Below are 18,689 nucleotides of genomic sequence, written 5' to 3'. Positions count from 1 at the left end.
AAGAAAATACTCTAACGGACTATAAAAAGGCGACCATCCGGTCGCCTTTTTATTTCTGTCGCTTTCCAATCAGGAAATATTACCGAGCCGGTCGCTTGGCACCATTTCCTTTGACAGCAGGCTTACCGCCCTGAGCGGCGGGCTTGGCAGAACCGGCACGGGTCGGCGCCTTGCCCTTATGGGCGGGTTTACCGGTCGGTTTGCCCTTACCTGCACTCTTACCAGCACTATGACCTGCGCCTTGTCCGGCGGGCTTGCCGTTCCCCAGCTTGAGCTCGGAGCCCAGCGGCTTGCCATTGCCTTTGCCGCTCTTGTTGGCGTTGCCGCTAGCGTGCTGGCCGTTGCTCTGGCCCGCAGCCTTGTTGCCAGCACCATTGCCACGCTGGTGACTGATGTTGCTGTGGCGAGTCAGGGCCGGTTTCATGCCCTTGCCAGTGGCGGCGCGCTCGTTGCGACCTTCTGCTGGCACCAGACAGCCGGGGCCGTTGCCAATCAGGTGGCCCTTGCCCATGGCGAGTAGGGCTTCGCGGATCATCGGCCAGCCAGCTGGATCGTGATAGCGCAGCAGCGCCTTGTGCAGGCGGCGACGGCGCTCGCCCTTGGCGACGAAGACATCGCCCCCCTCGCGGCTCACCTTGTTTAACGGGTTTTTCTCCGTGTAATACATGGTGGTGGCGTTGGCGAGCGGCGACGGGTAGAAGTTCTGCACCTGATCGAGCTTGAAGCGGTTCTCTTTGACCCAGAGCGCCAGATTGACCATGTCTTCATCTGTGGTGCCCGGGTGGGCGGAGATGAAGTAGGGGATCAGGTACTGCTGCTTGCCCGCCTCTTTGGAGTATTTGTCGAACAGCTCCTTGAACTGGTAGTAGCTGCCCATGCCCGGCTTCATCATCTTGGAGAGCGGCCCCTCCTCGGTGTGTTCCGGCGCGATCTTGAGGTAGCCACCGACGTGGTACTTGGCCAGCTCCTTGATATAGCGGGGATCTTCCACCGCGATGTCGTAACGCACGCCGGAGGCGATGAGGATCTTCTTGATCCCCTTGAGGTCGCGCGCCTTGCGATAGAGGTTGATGGTCGGGCTGTGGTCGGTGTCCATGTGCGGGCAGATGGTGGGCCAGACACAGGAGGCGCGACGGCAGGTCTGCTCGGCTTTGGGGCTCTTGCAGCGCAGCTTGTACATGTTGGCGGTGGGGCCGCCGAGATCCGAGATTACGCCGGTAAAGCCCGGCACCTTGTCGCGGATATCTTCGATTTCTTTGAGGATCGACTCTTCCGAGCGGCTCTGGATGATGCGCCCTTCGTGCTCGGTGATGGAGCAGAAGGAGCAGCCGCCAAAGCAGCCGCGCATGATGTTGACCGAGGTCTTGATCATGTCGAACGCCGGGATCTTCTCCTTGCCATAGGCGGGGTGCGGCACCCGCTGGTAGGGCAGGCCGAAGACGCCGTCCATCTCCTCGGTTTCGAGCGGGAAGGCAGGCGGGTTGACCCAGACGATGCGATCACCGTGAGCCTGCGCCAGCGCGCGGGCGCAGCCGGGGTTGGTCTCGTGGTGCAGAATGCGCGAGGCGTGGGCGTAGAGCACCTTGTCCTCTTTGACCCGCTCATAGGCGGGCAGCTTGACATAGGTCAGCTCCCACGGCTTGGGCTTGGCCGGCTGCACCAGCACGGGTTTGGCCTCTTGCGCGGCAGGCGCCGCGTCGGTGGCGTCATCTGCGCAGGGCGCCCCTTCCATATAGGGGTTGGGGATGGGATCGATGCGGCCAATCTGGTCGAGCTTGCTCGAATCCACCCCTTTCCAGCCCGGCAGCGGCTCCTTGCGGATAACGGCGGTGCCGCGAATATCCTGCATGGTCTCGATGGTCTCCCCCGCTGCGATGCGGTGAGCCACTTCCACCAGCGGCCGCTCGGCGTTGCCGTAGATGAGGATATCGGCCTTGGCATCGAGCAGGATGGAGCGGCGGATGGTCTCGGACCAGTAGTCGTAGTGGGCGATGCGGCGCAGGGAAGCCTCGATGCCGCCGATAACGACGGGCACCTCCTTGAAGGCCTCCTTGCAGCGCTGGGTATAGACCAGAGTCGCGCGATCCGGCCGCTTGCCACCCACATCCCCCGGGGTGTAGGCGTCGTCGTGGCGCAGCTTTTTGTCGGAGGTGTAGCGGTTGATCATGGAGTCCATGTTGCCCGCGGTCACCCCGAAGAAGAGGTTCGGTTTGCCCAGACGCATAAAGTCATCCTTCGATGACCAGTCCGGCTGGGCGATGATGCCGACCCGAAAGCCCTGCGCCTCCAGCATCCGGCCGATGACCGCCATGCCGAAGCTCGGGTGATCCACATAGGCATCCCCCGTCACCAGAATGACGTCGCAGCTGTCCCAACCGAGCTTGTCCATCTCTTTGCGGGACATGGGCAGGAAGGGCGCCGTGCCGTAGCACTCGGCCCAATAGCGGGGATAGGAAAAAAGGTTGGTAACCGGCTGCATTTTAACCACCTGGAACAATTCGGGTCGCGCATTATACCGGTTGCGGCCAAGGGGGGCGATGGCTTTTTGCCCCCAGAGTTCGCACGGGATAAGGGCTGGCCATCAACACCGCCCCCCATTCCGGCAACAACTGCGCCAGCAGCCGGGCCAAAAGCAAGGGCGCCCGCAGGCGCCCTTGTTGGCAAAACTCACCCTGACGGCAGCCGTCAGTGGGCTGGGGTCTGTTCGTCCCCCTCCCCTTTGGCGGTCAATTTGGCGGCCAGCGCCTCGTCCACCTGCTGATCCCGCTGCCCGGTCATGCCGGCGTGGCGGGCAATCAGGTGGTAGGTGGCAGGCACCACCAGCAGGGTAACCAGGGTCGCCAAGGAGAGGCCAAAGAAGACCACAGTACCCACCGCCATCCGGCTCTCGTAGCCCGCCCCCATGGAGAGCATCAGCGGCACCGCGCCGATAATGGCGGTGAGCGAGGTCATCAGGATCGGGCGCAGGCGGCGCACCGAACCGGCGATGATCGCCTCCTCGAACCCTTCGCCGCGCTGGCGCAGCTGGTTGATGAACTCGACGATCAGGATGCCGTTCTTGGTCACCATGCCGATCAGCATGATCATGCCGATCTGGCTGTAGATGCTCATCTCCTGCCCCGTCAGCCAGAGGCCGAGCAGGCCGCCGAAGATGCCGAGCGGCACCGTCATCATCACCACGGTCGGGGTAAGGGTGCTCTCGAACTGGGCCACCAGCACCAGATAGACCACCAGCAGGGCGAGGCCAAAGACCATCGCCATCTCCCCCTGATTGTCGCGGTAATCCTTGGAGTCACCGGCGTAATCGACCGTCATGCCACTAGGCAGATGCTCGTTGGCCCAGCCGTCGAGGAAGTCGAGGGCCTCGCCCAGAGTGTGATCAGGTGCCACGTCGGCGGTCAGGGTCACCGCCTTCTGGCGCTGGTAGTGGTTGAGGCGGTTGGCGGTCGCTACTTGCTTGACTGTCGCCAGGGTCGAGAGGCTCACCATCTCGCCGTTGGCCGCCTTCAGGTAGATGCGGCCGAGATCCGAGATGCCGTTGAACTCCTTCTGGTTGGCGCGCAGGTAGACGTCATACTCCTCGCCCCGGTCCACATAGGTGGTCTTGCTCACCCCACCCAGCATCGCCTGCAGGGTGCTGGCGACGGTGGAGACCGGAATGCCAAGCTGGCTGGCGCTGTCGCGCGAGACGGTCACCTGCAGCTCCGGGGTCTTCTCGGCGTAGTCGAGATCCGGGCTTATCATCAGGCCGCTGGCCTGCGCCGCTTTTTGCAGCTCCAGCCCCTGCTGGTAGAGCTCGGCATAGTCGTTGCCCTGCAGCACGAACTGCACCGCAGCGGTGGAGCCCCCACGGAAGCCCGGCTGGAAGGTGCGGATCATCACGTCGGGAATACCGGCGAGTTTGGCACCCAGCGAGCGGGAGAACTGGGTGGCGGTGATGTCGCGCTCGGCCCAGTCGGTGAGCTGGATGATCACCATGCCGGTCTGATCACCGCCACGGCCAAAGGCGGGGGTACTGAAGCTCATCGCCTTGACCACCCCTTTGCCCAGCATCGGCATGATGGCGGACTCCACCTGCTGCATGTTGCGCTTCATCCGCTCTATGCTGGTCCCCTCCGCCCCCTTGACGAAGACGAAGACCACGCCGCGATCCTCGGTCGGGGTGAGGCTACTCGGCAGCTGGGTAAAGAGAGCGCCGATACCGGCGAGACAAAGCAGCAGCGCCAGCGGCGTCCAGCGCGAGCGGCGCAGCAGCCCCTGCAACAGGCGGCGATAGTGCCCCTCCACCCAGCCAAGGCCGCGATCGAGGGCTGCCGTCAGCCGGTTCGGCTTGTCGAGCGGGCGCATCAGCCAAGAGCCCATGGCCGGCGTGAGGGTCAGCGCCACCAGCGAGGAGCAGAGCACCGCCAAAGAGAGCAGAATGGCAAACTCGGTAAAGAGCCGGCCCACCATGCCATCCATAAAGGCGATGGGGATAAAGACCATCACCAGCACTGCGGTGGTGGCGATGACTGCAAAGCCCACCTCGCGGGTGCCGTGCCAGGCCGCCAGCAGGGGGGGCTCACCCCGCTGCAGATGGTGGTGAATGTTCTCCACCACCACGATGGCGTCATCCACCACCAGACCGATGGCGAGAATAAGGGCCAGCAGGGTGATGAGGTTGATGGAAAAACCGAGATACCAGGCGCCGATAAAGGCAGAAATAAGCGACACGGGCACCGTGATGGCCGGAATAAGAGTGGTTCGCCCCTGGCCGAGGAACAGATAGAGCACCGCCACCACCAGCACGGCGCAGATGGCCAGCGTTTCATATACCTCGTCGATGGCCAGCTTGATAAAGATGGTGGAGTCGTAATCGACCTCCAGCTTGGCCCCCTCCGGCAGGAAGCGCTGCATCTCCACCAGCTTCTTCTCCACCCCCTGCGCCACCGCCAGCGGGTTGGCGGTAGACTGGGCGACGATGCCGATACCCAGACTCTCGCGGCCGTTGCGCTGGTAGGCGCTGTCTTCGTTCTTGGCCCCCACCTCCACATCGGCGATATCGGAGAGATAGACGCTCTGGCCGTTGGCGGCGGTGCGCACCTGCAACTGCTGGAAATCTTCAGCTGTGTGGTAGAGCCGGGCAATCTGCACCGACATGGTCATGGAGTTGTTGCGGATCTCGCCGCCCGGCAGCTCGATGTTCTCGCGCTTGAGGGCATCCTGCACATCCGCCACCGTCACGCCGCGCGCCGCCATATCGGCCGGGCGCAGCCGCACATACATCACCTGGGTGAGATCGCCGGAGAGCTCCACTTCGCTCACCCCGTCCACCAGACTCAGGGGGTCGACCAGCACCCGGTTGGCGTAATCGGTCATGGCGGTGCGATCCATCTGGCTGCTGCTGAAGTTGAGCCAGACCGCCACATCGCCGCTACCGCTATCCTTGGTCACCAGCGGGTCGTCGGCATCCTCCGGCAGCTTGCTCTTGGCGCGGGTCAGGGCATCGCGCACATCGGAGACCCCCTCCACCATGTTCCAGCCGAGCTTGAACTCCACCGTGATCATCGAGCGCCCCTTGCGGGTCACCGAGTTGATGTTCTTGATGCCGCTGATGCCGGAGAGCTGATCCTCGATGGGTTTGGTAACCTGGCTCTCCATCACCGCCGGGGCAGCCCCCTCATAGGTGGTGGTGATGGTGACCGACGGGGTCTGCACATCGGGCATCTCTCGCACCGTCAACTTGCTGAAGGCGACCAGACCGAACACGGTGAGCAGGGCGCTGAGCACCACCGCCACCAGCGGGCGGCGTACTGAGATATCGGAGAGCCACATCAGCCGTTTACCTCCGCCAGATCGCGGACCTTGGCACCATCACGCAGATTGACCAGCCCCTCGACCACGATGCGATCGCCAACCTTGAGCCCTTCGGTGACCCAGACGGTCTCCCCTTCAGTCTCACCGAGCACCACCGGCACCCGCTTGACCCGGCCATCGGCCTCGAGGCGGTAAACGAAGCGCTGCTCGCCGGCATACTCCACCGACTGGGCAGGAATAAGGGTGAGCTGGCGGGAGGGGAGCGAGAGCTCGACGTTGAGCAGCATGCCCGGGCGCAGCTGGCCGTTGTGGTTGGGCAGCTCGACCCGCGCCTTGATGTTCTGGGTCTCGTTGGAGATGCGGCTGTCGAGGGTGGTGAGGTTGCCGTTGAAGTGCTGATCCGGCCAGGCAGCGCTGGTCGCCGTTACCGCCATACCGGGGCGCAGCAGAGCGAGGTAGCGCTCCGGCACCGCCAGATCGAGGCGCAGGGTGTCGATATCGTCGAGGTGCAGCAAGGTATCGCCGCTATTGACCAGCGCCCCTTCGCTCAGATCAATCAGGCTGACGGTGCCGGCAAACGGTGCCTGCAAGTTACGCAGGGAGAGCTCGTAGCGGGCGGCATCGACGCGTGCCTGCACCTGATCGACGGTGGCCTCCTGCCCCTCCAGCACCGACTGGGTGACGGCGCCACGGGCCACCAGCTTGCGCATCTCGTTAAGCTTGCGGTGCTCGTCGCGCAGGCTGGCGCTCTGCTCGGCCAGCTCGGCGCGCTGCTTGCCGTTGTCGAGGGCGATCAGGGTCTCCCCTTTGGCGACGCCCTGCCCGGACTTCACGGCGATATTGACGATGCGGCCGGTCACCTCGGGGCTGATGACCACGGAGCGGTTGGCCTCCAGCTTGCCCACCAGCTTGAGGGTCGGCTCGGCCAGACTCTGCTTGACGGTCTGGGTGCGAATATTGATCTCGCGGGTCGGGGCCTTGGCTGCCGGTTGAAAGTGACCAACCGCCCACCAGATGGCAGCCACCAGAGAGAGCAGGCCGAGGCCCAGCCAGATACGCATTTTCATCGAGCAATCCATGAAGAGTTGAGAGAGGGAAATCTGATTGGGGGCCATTTTAGCCCCAGACTATGCCGTGACTATGTATAAATGTGACAAAACGTAACAGGAGTGGCGCAAGATCACTGCAATCAAGCCTTTTCGATCCCTTTTTCAGCAGAGTCGCATACACTAGCGACAGTTTTCTTCGCAATATAGCCAAATCGCCTATGCCAAATGTGTCTGACCGACGTTTCCTCTCACGCCTGACCTGGCTGCTGTTTGCCTCCGTCATCCTGCTGGTTGGTCTGACCCTGCGGCAAAGTCTGAAACAGATAGAGGATCTCTATCTTAGCGATACGGCCAACAGCGCCATTCGCCTGCGCGATCAGTTCAAGCAGACCGAGACCTTTCTCGAGGCGATGCGCGGACAGGCCGAAGAGCGACTGCGCAGCGATCCCCAGTCGGTACTGACCCGCCAGCTCTATCGCCATCTCGAACAGCTGCCGGAGGGACTGGCACTCGATCACCCGCCAGCCGACCTGCCCGCAGGGCTGGTCGGCAACCTCACCGGATTTGGGCCCCTGCCCCCCCGTGGCAGCGAGCGGGAAGCGCGCATTCATCTGGCCCTGAGTCTCTCGCCCCTGCTCTCTACCGCCAGCCAGCGCCTTGGCAAGGAGATCGCCTGGGTCTACTTCACCGGCGCAGACAACTTTGTCTACCTCTACCCCTGGCGCCCCTCCAGCCAGTACCGTTTTACCAATGCCATCTATGAGAAGTCCTACTGGCAGGATGCACAGGCGACCCCCAATCCGGCCCGCACCACCATCCTCTCGCGCCCCTATGAGGACTTTGCCGGCCTTGGCACCATGATCACCATGTCGCAACCCCTCTACAAAGGCTCGACACTGGTGGGGGTCATCAGCATGGATGTGCTGCTCTCGCGGCTGCACCAGCAATTGCAGGCGCTCACCCCAAAGCTCGGCGGTTACCTGCTCATCAATCAGTACGATCAGGTGCTGGCCTGCAGCAACTCGGATCCCCATCCCCAACAACATCTGGCACCGGACGATCAGTACCGCTGGAATCAGGGGGGCTTTCAACTCACCCAGGCGCTGAGCGATACGCCGCTGCGGCTGGTGCATCGCATCCCTCTGTTTGAGCTGCTCGTTGCACTGATCTGCCAGTCGGCACCGACCCTGCTCGCCATCGCTTTCATGTTGCTGGCTGCCCTCTCCAGCCTGAGATCTCGCCGTCTCAACCTGCAGCTCAACTACCTCTCCTGCCATGATGCGCTCACCGGTGCTTTCAATCGGCACTATCTGACCCAACAGGAGCAGAGTGGCCAGCTGGCAAAACAGATGCCTGTCGGGGTGATCCTGTTCGATGCGGATCACTTCAAGCGGGTCAACGACCGCTTCGGCCATGGAGTGGGTGATATCGTGCTGATCCGGCTGGTGCAGATCTGCCAGCAGCAACTCAGCCCATCGGATTGTCTAATCCGCTGGGGGGGCGAGGAGTTTTTGCTGCTGGTCGCCCGCTGTGACGACGCTCGTCTCGTAGCGCTGGCCGAGCAGATCCGCATCGCGGTCGAGGGTTATGACTGGCGCAGCATAGTACCCGAGCTGGCCGTCACCATCAGCCTCGGTTATCACCCCCATGCAGACTCCATCCCGCTGCACGAGGCGATCCGCCGCGCCGACGTCGCCCTCTATCAGGCCAAAGGCAATGGCCGCAACCGCTCGGAAAGATGGCAGGGTGACGAGGCCCAGCTCACAGAGTAAGCTGGGCCCTCCACACTTTTCAGGAGTCACTTCGTGCCACGAAAACCCCGCGTAGGGCTCGCTCTGGGGAGCGGTGCCGCCAGAGGATGGGCCCATATCGGCGTCATCCGCGCTCTTGAACGACTCGGCATCAAGCCCGATCTCATCGCCGGCTGCTCCATCGGCAGTTTTGTCGGCGCCGCCTATGCCGCTGGCGAGCTGGACAGACTGGAGAGCTGGGTGCGCGGCTTTACCCGCCTGCAGGTGGTGAGCCTGCTCGATCCTGCCCTCTCCGGCGGCCTGTTTCGCGGCGAAAAGGTGTTTGGCATTGCCGCCAACCATCTCGGGGATCCCGAGCTGGAGAGTCTGCCCATCCCCTTCGCCTGCGTGGCGACCGAACTCGATACCGGCCGCGAGATCTGGCTGCAACGGGGGCCGCTGCGCCAGTCGGTGCGCGCCTCCTGCGGCATGCCGGGGATCCTCACCCCGACCCGGGTCAACGACCGCTGGCTGGTGGATGGTGCCGTGGTCAATCCGGTGCCCATCTCGCTGGCGCGCGCCATGGGAGCCGAGGTGGTTATCGCAATCAACCTCAACACCGACATGCACCAGCCCTGGACCGACGAGCCGGATCAATCCGGCGGCGGCCTGCTCAGCCAGTGGCTCAATCGCGGTGAGGCAACCCCGGCCACGCCCGGCATGTGGAGTGTGATGAGCGGCTCCATCAACATCATGCAGGAGCGGATCACCCGTGCACGGATGGCGGGGGATCCCCCGGAAATCCAGCTCTGTCCGCGCCTTGGCAGTTTCTCCATCATGGACTTTCATCGCGCCAGCGATGCCATCGAGGAGGGTGAGGCCTGCGTCGAGCGCAACCTCGACCAGCTCAAGGATGAACTGGGCCGGCTCGGGGTGATCTAGCCCGAAGCCCCATCGCCAAAACCACCGAAACAAAAAGAGCGCCTTGCGGCGCTCTTTTGCTATGCGGGAACGGTTGGCTTAGAAGAGCCCCAGCCCCTTGAGCATCACGATCAGGATCAGCAGCGGCGATACGTAACGGATGATGAAGAAGAGCGGCTTGAGGATCGGCAGCTCCAGCTCGCCACCATTGGTCAGGGCATCGCGCAGCTTCTCCTCGCCCCATACCCAGCCCACAAACAGGCAGAGGAAAATACCGCCCAGCGGCATCAGGATGTTGGAGGAGAGGTAGTCGAACAGATCGAAGAAGGTCTTGCCGGCAACATGCACATCCGCCATGGCGCTGTTGGAGAGCGCGCAAGTGGAGCCGACGGCCCCCAGCACCAGCAGGTTGATCAGGGTCGCCTTGGGGCGGCTCATCTTGAAGCGCTCGGAGAGCACGGATACCGGTACTTCCAGAATGGAGAGCATGGCGCCGGTGGCAGCGATGGCCGACAGCACGAAGAAGAGCACCATAAAGAGGTGGCCAAACGGGATGCTGGCAAAGACCGCCGGAATGGTGATGAACAGCAGCGAGGGGCCAGCGGTCGGTTCGAAACCGAAGGCGAACACCGCCGGGAAGATGGCGATACCGGCCAGCATGGAGACGAACAGGTCGGCACACATCACCCGGAACGCGGTGACCGGGATGTTCTGGTCATCACGGAAGTAGCTGCCGTAAGTCATCATGCAGCCCATCCCGATGGAGAGCTTGAAGAAGGCAAGCCCCATGGCGGTGAGCACCACGGCGCCGGTGATCTTGGAAAAATCGGGCGAGAAGAGGAAGGAGAGCCCCTGGCTCGCACCCGGCAGGGTCAGGCTACGCACGCCGATCACCAGCAGCAGAATGAAGAGCACCGGCATCAGCTTCTTGGTGACCGCTTCGATCCCCTTGGAGACCCCCATCAGCAGGATACCGCCCATCAACGCCAGCACCAGCCACTGCCACAGCAGGCTTTGCAACGGGTTGCTGATCAACGCGTTGAAAGCGTCGCCGGTGACCTTGGGATCGGTCGAGAGGATGGAGCCATCAACCGCTTTGAAGATGTAGGCGAAAACCCAGGCAGCCACTTCCGAGTAGAAGGACATGATAAGGAAAGCGGCCAGCACGCCCATGACGGCGATCAGCCACCAGGGTTGCCCTTTGGGCGCCAGCTTGCTCAGGGTGGTCACCGCATCGGTTTTGCTTTTGCGGCCCAGCATGATCTCGGAGATCATCACCGGCAGGCCGACCAGCAGGGTTGCGATCACATAGACAAGCAGAAAGCCGGCACCGCCGTTCTCACCCGTCAGATAGGGAAATTTCCAGATGTTGCCAAGACCGACGGCAGAACCTAGGGTGGCGGCGAGTACGCCGAATTTGCTGGTAAAGCCGTCTCTGGCCTTGGGGGTGGTTTGACTCATGCTTGTCTCACTTTCTTTCGCATCATGCGAGATGAACCGGGTTTTGAGGGTCGGAATTTTCTGAGGTTTGCTGTGGTTTGCCAAGATGTTTTGCGTAAAAGCTCTATGCAGTGCACAGATACGGGAAACGTCTGGCCGGGCACTGTTTCAGGGACAAAAAAATGCCGCCCAGGGGCGGCATTTCTCTATCTGTCACAGTGACGATTACGCCTTGGCGAGATCGTCCGGACCAATCTGGCCGATTTCGGCGACTTTTTTGTCAGCCAGCAGCCAGAGAGTGAACTTGTGCAGTTCCGGGTGATGAGCCAGGGCAACCAGGAAGGCACCACCGACTTCACGATAACCCAGTTCGTAGTTCTTCAGGGTTGTGGGTGGAACACCCAGCAAATCAGCAAACTTCGGACGGCTCAAACCAACCGCTTCACGGATCTGACGGATCTTCTTGCCAACAGTGACGATATTTGAATTCATATTGTTCCATACTCCGTTTGGCGGATTTAATCCGCCTTTTATTTTTCGCGACGACTCGTAGTCAAGTGTATCAGTTTTGTTCGGACTCGTTATGGTCGAGCCTCTATCTTTATGAGCGCCTTTCGGCGACAACCCTTGCCTTCAAGGGGGGATGGTAATCGCTCAGCCGCCTCAGGTAAACAGTCTCGAAAAGAAACCTTTATTGTTGCCATCCCAATAAACCGTATAATTCGCTGGCTACCCATTAAGAGGAATAAGTATGGCGTTTCCCGGCATTATCTCTCGCCTGCACACGGTTTCCAGCGACATAGAATTGCAACTGCAGCTCCAGCAGGGAGCGCAATATCGCGCCGAAGCATTCTGGCTTCCCGCCTCACTGAGCGATCACTGCGGCACCATTCTGACAACCCTGTCAGAGAAATGTTCACTCTTTCTGGAGCAGGATGAACCGACTCTTCAACTGCGCAGTCATGACGGCGTGTTGCAGCAAAATGGTCTGCTGCTCACCGGTAATGGTCAGGAGATGATGCTGGCCGCCACGCCGGGAGATAAAGGTGTAGTGCCGGAATCAGAATTGGCTGACATGGCCACATGGCTGGAAGCGGGCCACCTGCACTTTGTCTGCCCGGCAGCCATCCAGCCGGTCGCCCGCGCCATCCTCAATATCTGGCCACTGGATCCCTATCTGGCCCACCATTTTCTGACCAGTCTCACTCCGTTGCTGCAAAACGCGACCGAGCAGGATTATCTCGCCGTCTTTGCTGCCAGAGCGAATCCGGCCAACCCGCAGCCAGACTGGGTTCAGGCCTATATGAAGCTCGAAAAGCGCCTGCACAGGGCCTATCTGGATCACTAATTAATCTGGATAAACAGCCAGTTATCGACACGACACAATTTGCCATCAGGTTCATTTGTGAGCTTGATCATGTTTCAAAATCGGCATAGAGTGCGCCTCGTCATCGGAATGACATCGTTGCCTGGCTGCGGTTTTTCACGCTCAGCGTGCCCTGCCAGCGCATCTGACACACCAGGAGAGTGTGCGACCCGACACCGGGTCACTGCCAGACTCGACGCCAGCAGTACGGCGGAGCCTGCAGCTTACATAAATTCAATAGTGCGAAGCATGTGAACAACGTGCGATCTCAACGAGGATTTTTTTATGATGAAAATGGCTCCTTCCCTGATTGCCATCACCATGGCTGCTCTGGGTGCCACCGCTGCTCACGCCGCTGACGACATCTACTTCGGTGCCGGTGTTGGTGCTGCTCACTTCAACGGTCTGAACAAGATCGAAAGCACCAACGTTGGTGAAGAAGATGCTGCTGCTGCCAACGCCTTCGTAGGTTACAACTTCACCGAAAACTTCGGTACCGAGTTCGGCTACCAGTACGCTGGTCGTGGCAACACTGACGGCAACCGTTACGAGAACCAGGGTGCCACTCTGTCCGGTATCGCTCGTCTGCCGCTGGGCGGCGACTTCTCTGCCTTTGCTGAAGGCGGCGCCTACTGGGCTCACACCGATGGTCTGGGCGTAAGCGACACCAAGGTTTCCCCGCTGGCTGGCTTGGGCGTGACCTACAAGGTGAACGACGCTCTGGATCTGCAAGCTCGCTACCGCTACATGTGGGACGTGGCTGACCTGCACGCTGACAACGGTGACCGTTACAAGTCCAACCAGAGCGTTGCTACCTTGGAAGCCGTATACCACCCGTTCCGTTCTTCCTACGTAGCTCCGGCTCCGGCTCCGGTTGTTGAAGAAGCTCCGGCTCCGGTTGCTCCGCAGATCGTTGAGAAAAACTTCGCTCTGAACTCCGACGTCCTGTTCGCCTTCGGCAAAGACAGCCTGAAGCCGGAAGGTGTTGCTGCCCTGAACGCTCTGTACCAGCAGATCGTTGAGTTCCAGCCGAAAGATGGCAACGCTGTTGTTGTTGGTTACACCGACCGTATCGGTTCCGACGCTTACAACCAGAAGCTGTCTGAAGCGCGTGCCCGCACCGTTGCCAACTTCTTGGTCAGCAAAGGTATGGCTGCCAGCAAAGTTGCCATCGAAGGTCGTGGCGAAGCCAACCCGGTTACCGGCACCAAGTGCAACGGCGTGAAAGCTAAAGCTCAGCTGATCTCCTGCCTGGCTCCGGACCGTCGCGTAGAAGTTCGCGTATCTGGCGTACAAGAAGTTCAGAAGTAATCTGACTCTTGTGTGCGGAAAGGGGGAGCCAAGGCTCCCCCTTTTGTTTATCCCCTGTCATTTTTCCCCGCTTCATACTTCCCCGTCTGCTTCTGACAATCCTGTCACCTTTTCCCGTGAACTTGCCTGCTCAGAGTCAAAGGCATACAGTAGTTGCGCCTGTAAGGGATTGGATAAGCGCGAGATAACGCTTCCCTTCCGGCCTGTTGTCCATGATGCCAATGCCTCATGAGTGTCCCGAAGCCATCCGCTATCCACTTTGCTGGCGAATTTTTCGCAGCTAATAAAAACGACTGTTTCGAATGCCCGCAAGGGCTGATGCAACGAGGATAATTCGATGAAAATCAACATGGCACCAACTCTGATCGCACTGGCGCTCGCCGCCGCAGCTACCACGGCACAGGCCGCCGATGACTGGTACGGCGGTATGGGCGCAGGCTGGGCTTATGCCCACAATCTCGATGATTTCGGCAAAGATGCCGACAAGGATGCTACCGCGCTGAACCTGTTCGGTGGCTACAACTTCAACCAGAACTTCGCCGCCGAGCTGGGCTATCTCTACGCTGGCAAAGCTGGCGTAGACGGTACCGACTTCAAGACTCAGGGGGGCACTTTATCCGGCATCGCCCGCCTGCCGCTGGGCGATATCTTCTCCGTATTCGCTGAAGGTGGCGCCTACTTCAACCACGTCAACGGTAACGGCAACGACGCCAACGGCACTGCGCCGCTGGCAGGCCTGGGGCTGACAGCCAAGCTCTCCGACCTCATCGATGTGCAGGCTCGCTACCGTTACCTGTGGAATCTGGGTGACGAGCAGAAAACCTGGGAGAGCGACATGAGTGTTGCCACCCTGGAGCTGGTGCTGCACCCCAACCGGACATCTTATGTCGCACCGGTTGCCGCTCCGGCCCCCGAGCCCGTCCCCGAGCCTGTGGTCGTCGACAAGAACTTTGCCCTGAGCTCTGACGTGCTGTTTGCCTTTGGCAAATCCAGCCTCAAGCCAGAAGGTGTCGCAGCGCTCAATACCCTGTATCAACAGATCGTCGACGTGCAGCCGAAAGATGGCAGCGCCGTGGTGGTCGGTTACACCGACCGCATCGGCTCCGATGCCTATAACCTGAAGCTCTCCGAAGCCCGTGCCCGCACCGTGGCCGACTTCCTGGTGGGCAAGGGTCTGCCGGCTGGCAAGGTCTCCATCGAGGGGCGTGGCGAGGCTAACCCGGTTACCGGCACCCAGTGCGACGGCATCAAGGCCAAGGCCAAGTTGATCGCTTGTCTGGCCCCGGATCGCCGCGTCGAAGTGCGCGTCACCGGCGTCCAGCAAGTAACCAAGTAACCAAGTTCTGTTTGCGTAGCGAACGCTGTATTACCTGAATCAAGGGGGGATGTCTGGGCATCCCCCCCTTGTTATTTATCCTTCGCTTCCACAGCGCTCAAACCAGCTTGCCGTCGTTGCCTTGCCAGCATAAAGTCTGCACTCCCGACCGGTTCAAGTCATAGATAAATACACAATGCATGACGTGCGTTATACCCCCTCCCGCATTCGCATGAGATGCGTCTCGCGCTCGGCAGGCAAATACAACTGGCTGCTGCTTCCAGGTGGTCCGGGGCTTGGCTCGGAAAGCCTGCAGATGCTGGCAGAGCAGCTGACGGTCAACAGCACAGTCTGGCTAATTGATCTGCCCGGCGATGGCAGCAATACCGACATGATCGATCATACGACTGCGTACGAGCGCTGGCCGGATGTACTCATAGAAGCCGCCGATGCACTTCCCAACCCCGTTTTCATTGGTCATTCAACCGGTGGCATGTATCTGCTCTCGGTATCTGAACTGGCTACGCGGCTGGCTGGGCTGGTGTTGATAAGCTCGGCCCCCTCTGCTCGCTGGCAGGCCGACTTTGCAAGCATGTGTGAACAGCACCCCTTGCCCGAGAGCGAGACTGCCGCGCAAGCTTTTTCCCGCGAACCAAATATCGCGACCCTCAGGACGCTCGTCATGGCAAGTGCTCCCTGGAACTTTTCGACGCACACGTTGGCCATGGGGCGGGCCATGCTGGCGAGCCTCCCCTTCAACCTTGCGGCCATGAGCTGGTCGGCAGACCACTTTGATGAAACGTACGAAGCCCGCTGGTGGCCAGCGACTATCCCGGTGCTTATTATTTCCGGTGGTGATGATCGAGTAGTCGCTCAGCAGCAGTGGCAGGATCCCCGCTATCAAGGGGATAACGTTCGACAGGTAACCATCCCCAACGCAGGCCATTTCCCTTGGTATGAAGCACCAGATGAGGTCATGGAAGCAATCATTCAGTTCGATCGCTCACTATCGCAATAACTCACCGGATGCAAAAAGGGATGCCGAGGCATCCCTTTGTTTTTATGGCTTTTAGCGCTGCGCTGTATCAGAAGGAGGTGCGGCGGTAGCGGCGATACTCCGGATGCCAGAAGTTCGCTTCAATGGCCTGATCGATAACCTCGTCCGGGGTCTGCACCGCCTTGCCCTGCAGCATGGCGGTCTTGGCCACCATCTTGGCGATGTAGCGGGAGACCTGATGGATATCCGCCAGATCCGGCAGCAGGGAGCCCTCCTCCCCTTTCACCAGCGGCGAGCACTCCGCCAGCGCACGGCTAGCCGACATCAGCATGGCGTCGGTCACCCGGGTGGCGCCGGAGGCGATGACGCCAAGGCCAATCCCCGGGAAGATGAAGGAGTTGTTGCACTGGGCGATGACGTAGCGCTTGCCCTTGTACTCCACCGGAGCAAACGGACTGCCGGTTGCCACCAGCGCCTGACCGTCGGTCCAGCGGATAAGGTCTGCCGGCGTCGCCTCGACCCGGGAGGTGGGGTTGGAGAGCGGGAAGATGATGGGACGGGCACAGTGCTTGTGCATAGTCTTGACCACCTCTTCGGTAAACAGCCCCGGCTGGCCGGAGACCCCGATCAGAATGTCCGGGCGACCGTGCTCCATCACCTCCAGCAGGGAGATGTTGTCCCCCACCGGCCAGTCGGCAATGCGCTCCACCGGCTGGGAGAGGCGGCGCTGGAAGTCGAGCTGGTTGGGGATCTTGTCGGTGATAAGACCGAATCTGTCCACCATAAAGACCCGGCTGCGTGCCTGAGCATCGGTCAGCCCTTCGGCCTTCATCTGCGCCACGATCTGCTCGGCGATGCCGCAACCGGCGCTGCCCGCGCCGAGGAAGGCAACCCGCTTCTCGGAGAGCTTGGCGCCGGAGGCCTTGCAGGCGGCGATCAGGCTGCCGAGGGTCACCGCCGCGGTACCCTGAATGTCGTCGTTGAAGCAGCAGAGCTCGTTCTTGTAGCGGTTGAGCAGCGGCATGGCGTTGTTCTGGGCGAAATCCTCGAACTGCAGCAGGATATCGGGCCAGCGGCGCTTGACCGCCTGAATGAAGGCATCGACGAACTCGGCATACTCTTCACCGGAGATGCGCGGATTGCGCCAACCCATGTAGAAGGGGTCGTTCAGCAACTGCTGGTTGTTGGTGCCCACATCCAGCACCACCGGCAGGCAGTAGGCAGGCGAGATGCCGCCACAGGCGGTGTAAAGCGACAGCTTGCCGATGGGAATGCCCATGCCGCCGATGCCCTGGTCACCCAGACCCAGGATCCGCTCGCCGTCGGTCACCACGATCACCTTGACGTTCTGCTTGGTGGCGTTTTGCAGCATGTCATCGATCCTCTCCTTGTCCGGATAGGAGATGAAGAGGCCACGGGCGCGGCGATAGATGTTGGAGAACTCCTCGCACGCCTTGCCGACGGTCGGGGTGTAGATGATGGGCAACATCTCGGTCAGATGGTTGTGCAGCAGTCGGTAGAACAGCGTCTCGTTGGTGTCCTGGATGTTGCGCAGATAGATGTGCTTGTCCATGTCGTTGCCAAACGCCATGAACTGGCGATAGGCACGCTCGGCCTGCTCCTCGATGGTCTCGATATTCTGGGGCAGCAGCCCCTCGAGGTTGAAGTTGCTGCGCTCTTCGCTGGTGAAGGCGCTCCCCTTGTTGAGCAGCGGGGTCTCCAGCAGGGCGGGACCGGCGTAGGGAATGTAGAGAGGACGTTTCTGGTTATTATCTTCAAACATGGATCTTGATACCTAAACGGTTAGCTAGACGCAGGAACCCGCCGATCCTAGGGGCTTGTGTCATTAATTTCAAAGAGTTTGCATATCCGTTGCAAAAGGTTTGCGACCGAGTCGACGAAATGCCCCCGGGGTCTGACCAGTCAGGCGTCGAAACGAGTTGGCAAAGTTGGCGCCATCGCTGTAACCGACCCGGGCGGCCAGCTCGCTGAGCGGCCAGTTGGTATAAAGCAGCAACTGGCGCGCCTTGTTCATTCTGAGCTCGGTCACCCTCGCCATTGGCCCCATACCAAAGTGCTGCTGACAGAGGCGGTGCAGATGGGGCACCGAGCAGGCCATCTGGTCGGCGAGCTGGGCCACACTCCAGGGCTCGTCGAGGCGCGCCTCCACCCGGCGAAACAGCGCCTGCAAACGCAGCTCCGGCGTACCACGCACTTCTCCCTGCAGGGTGCGCTCCAGCAGTGCCAACAGCAGAGTGAGCAACTGGGGCTGGAGTGGGGAACGAACCCCTTCGAGCTGGATCAGGCTGAGCAGATGATGAAGCTGATCACCGCCATCCCCCTGCCAGATACGGTGACCAAGCCGATGCAGATGCTGCCAGCGCGGCACGTCATCGAGCAAAATCCAGCTCATCTGCCACTGCTCCCCCACCAGCTTGAGGCCACCGGGCACGGCGGCGGGCAAAAAGATGAGCGAACCGTTCGGGACTGGCTGCTCGCCCCGGTCGGTAAGCAGCGCCCCCCCCTCGCTGTGGCTCGCCATCAGAATGTGAAACTCGGGCCGATTACGGCGAATGAGGTAGTGCTCCCGAATGGTCGAGAGCCCGGTCAGAAAAATACCGGCCTCGCCGAGCAGCGGCAGCCCTTCGCGCCCCAGCATTCGCTCATCGCAGGAGGGCGCTATCTCCAGACACTCGCTGACAAAGGACATAACACCTCAACAGGATAGTTTCACACAATAAACCCGAGAGAGACTCACAGTGAA

General features: G+C 60.8%; 13 protein-coding genes. 6 read left to right on the top strand and 7 right to left on the bottom strand.

The window, feature by feature from the left end; all coding sequences use genetic code 11:
• Positions 1–79 precede the first annotated feature (79 nt).
• The 3 genes from AACR93_RS00955 to AACR93_RS00945 all read right to left on the bottom strand — a co-directional run bounded on the left by AACR93_RS00955 (position 80) and on the right by AACR93_RS00945 (position 6,863).
• Complete coding sequence (locus AACR93_RS00955; protein ID WP_043849407.1) at positions 80–2,479, bottom strand: YgiQ family radical SAM protein; 2,400 nt, start codon at positions 2,477–2,479, stop codon at positions 80–82.
• Between the two features lie 206 nt (positions 2,480–2,685).
• The gene (locus AACR93_RS00950) at positions 2,686–5,814 is read right to left on the bottom strand and encodes an efflux RND transporter permease subunit (protein ID WP_043849406.1); all 3,129 of its coding nucleotides are present in this window, start codon (positions 5,812–5,814) and stop codon (positions 2,686–2,688) included.
• Positions 5,814–6,863, bottom strand: a complete 1,050-nt coding sequence (locus AACR93_RS00945) for an efflux RND transporter periplasmic adaptor subunit (RefSeq protein WP_043849405.1) — start codon at positions 6,861–6,863, stop codon at positions 5,814–5,816. The genes AACR93_RS00950 and AACR93_RS00945 overlap by 1 nt, the downstream gene beginning before the upstream one ends.
• A gap of 200 nt (positions 6,864–7,063) precedes the next feature.
• Here AACR93_RS00945 and AACR93_RS00940 point away from each other — a divergent pair, with 200 nt between their 5' ends.
• Complete coding sequence (locus AACR93_RS00940) at positions 7,064–8,617, top strand: sensor domain-containing diguanylate cyclase (protein ID WP_043849404.1); 1,554 nt, start codon at positions 7,064–7,066, stop codon at positions 8,615–8,617.
• A 33-nt stretch (positions 8,618–8,650) separates the two neighbouring features.
• On the top strand, positions 8,651–9,517 hold the full coding sequence (locus AACR93_RS00935; RefSeq protein ID WP_033115730.1) for a patatin-like phospholipase family protein: 867 nt from the start codon (positions 8,651–8,653) through the stop codon (positions 9,515–9,517).
• 78 nt (positions 9,518–9,595) lie between these two features.
• Here AACR93_RS00935 and AACR93_RS00930 read toward each other — a convergent pair whose 3' ends face one another.
• Positions 9,596–10,957 (bottom strand): sodium-dependent transporter, encoded by a 1,362-nt coding sequence (locus AACR93_RS00930; protein WP_043849403.1) that lies wholly within the window; start codon positions 10,955–10,957, stop codon positions 9,596–9,598.
• Positions 10,958–11,161: 204 nt separating this feature from the next.
• Positions 11,162–11,428, bottom strand: a complete 267-nt coding sequence (locus AACR93_RS00925) for a helix-turn-helix domain-containing protein (RefSeq protein ID WP_026456659.1) — start codon at positions 11,426–11,428, stop codon at positions 11,162–11,164.
• A 259-nt stretch (positions 11,429–11,687) separates the two neighbouring features.
• On the opposite strand from AACR93_RS00925, the gene AACR93_RS00920 reads away from it, so the two are divergent.
• The 4 genes from AACR93_RS00920 to AACR93_RS00905 all read left to right on the top strand — a co-directional run bounded on the left by AACR93_RS00920 (position 11,688) and on the right by AACR93_RS00905 (position 15,946).
• Entirely contained in the window at positions 11,688–12,284 is a 597-nt protein-coding gene (locus AACR93_RS00920) for a hypothetical protein (protein ID WP_043849402.1), read from the top strand.
• A 303-nt stretch (positions 12,285–12,587) separates the two neighbouring features.
• Positions 12,588–13,613, top strand: coding sequence for an OmpA family protein (locus tag AACR93_RS00915; protein ID WP_041208197.1), 1,026 nt, complete (start codon positions 12,588–12,590; stop codon positions 13,611–13,613).
• Between the two features lie 337 nt (positions 13,614–13,950).
• On the top strand, positions 13,951–14,949 hold the full coding sequence (locus AACR93_RS00910) for a porin OmpA (RefSeq protein WP_043849401.1): 999 nt from the start codon (positions 13,951–13,953) through the stop codon (positions 14,947–14,949).
• 175 nt (positions 14,950–15,124) lie between these two features.
• Entirely contained in the window at positions 15,125–15,946 is an 822-nt protein-coding gene (locus tag AACR93_RS00905; protein WP_043849400.1) for an alpha/beta fold hydrolase, read from the top strand.
• 67 nt (positions 15,947–16,013) lie between these two features.
• Here the strand turns inward: AACR93_RS00905 and AACR93_RS00900 are convergent, their stop codons facing one another.
• Together AACR93_RS00900 and AACR93_RS00895 are read right to left on the bottom strand one after the other, a co-directional pair.
• Complete coding sequence (locus AACR93_RS00900) at positions 16,014–17,708, bottom strand: NAD-dependent malic enzyme (protein ID WP_041208193.1); 1,695 nt, start codon at positions 17,706–17,708, stop codon at positions 16,014–16,016.
• Positions 17,709–17,777: 69 nt separating this feature from the next.
• Positions 17,778–18,635 (bottom strand): helix-turn-helix transcriptional regulator, encoded by an 858-nt coding sequence (locus AACR93_RS00895; RefSeq protein WP_043849399.1) that lies wholly within the window; start codon positions 18,633–18,635, stop codon positions 17,778–17,780.
• Between the last annotated feature and the right edge of the window lie 54 nt (positions 18,636–18,689).

The sequence above is a fragment of the Aeromonas sp. L_1B5_3 genome, from assembly GCF_963866575.1.
GTDB classification, from domain to species: Bacteria; Pseudomonadota; Gammaproteobacteria; order Enterobacterales; family Aeromonadaceae; genus Aeromonas; species Aeromonas jandaei.
Note: the sequence above shows the minus strand (reverse complement) of the source record. Positions and strands in the feature narration are given on the sequence as shown.

Bases quoted from the DNA above. Each gene is read 5' to 3' on its own strand.
- AACR93_RS00900 (WP_041208193.1), bottom strand. From the start codon at position 17,708: ATGTTTGAAGATAATAACCAGAAACGTCCTCTCTACATTCCCTACGCC.
- AACR93_RS00910 (WP_043849401.1), top strand. From the start codon at position 13,951: ATGAAAATCAACATGGCACCAACTCTGATCGCACTGGCGCTCGCCGCC.
- AACR93_RS00905 (WP_043849400.1), top strand. From the start codon at position 15,125: ATGCATGACGTGCGTTATACCCCCTCCCGCATTCGCATGAGATGCGTC.
- AACR93_RS00895 (WP_043849399.1), bottom strand. From the start codon at position 18,635: ATGTCCTTTGTCAGCGAGTGTCTGGAGATAGCGCCCTCCTGCGATGAG.
- AACR93_RS00925 (WP_026456659.1), bottom strand. From the start codon at position 11,428: ATGAATTCAAATATCGTCACTGTTGGCAAGAAGATCCGTCAGATCCGT.
- AACR93_RS00940 (WP_043849404.1), top strand. From the start codon at position 7,064: ATGCCAAATGTGTCTGACCGACGTTTCCTCTCACGCCTGACCTGGCTG.
- AACR93_RS00950 (WP_043849406.1), bottom strand. From the start codon at position 5,814: ATGTGGCTCTCCGATATCTCAGTACGCCGCCCGCTGGTGGCGGTGGTG.
- AACR93_RS00920 (WP_043849402.1), top strand. From the start codon at position 11,688: ATGGCGTTTCCCGGCATTATCTCTCGCCTGCACACGGTTTCCAGCGAC.
- AACR93_RS00945 (WP_043849405.1), bottom strand. From the start codon at position 6,863: ATGAAAATGCGTATCTGGCTGGGCCTCGGCCTGCTCTCTCTGGTGGCT.
- AACR93_RS00930 (WP_043849403.1), bottom strand. From the start codon at position 10,957: ATGAGTCAAACCACCCCCAAGGCCAGAGACGGCTTTACCAGCAAATTC.
- AACR93_RS00955 (WP_043849407.1), bottom strand. From the start codon at position 2,479: ATGCAGCCGGTTACCAACCTTTTTTCCTATCCCCGCTATTGGGCCGAG.
- AACR93_RS00915 (WP_041208197.1), top strand. From the start codon at position 12,588: ATGATGAAAATGGCTCCTTCCCTGATTGCCATCACCATGGCTGCTCTG.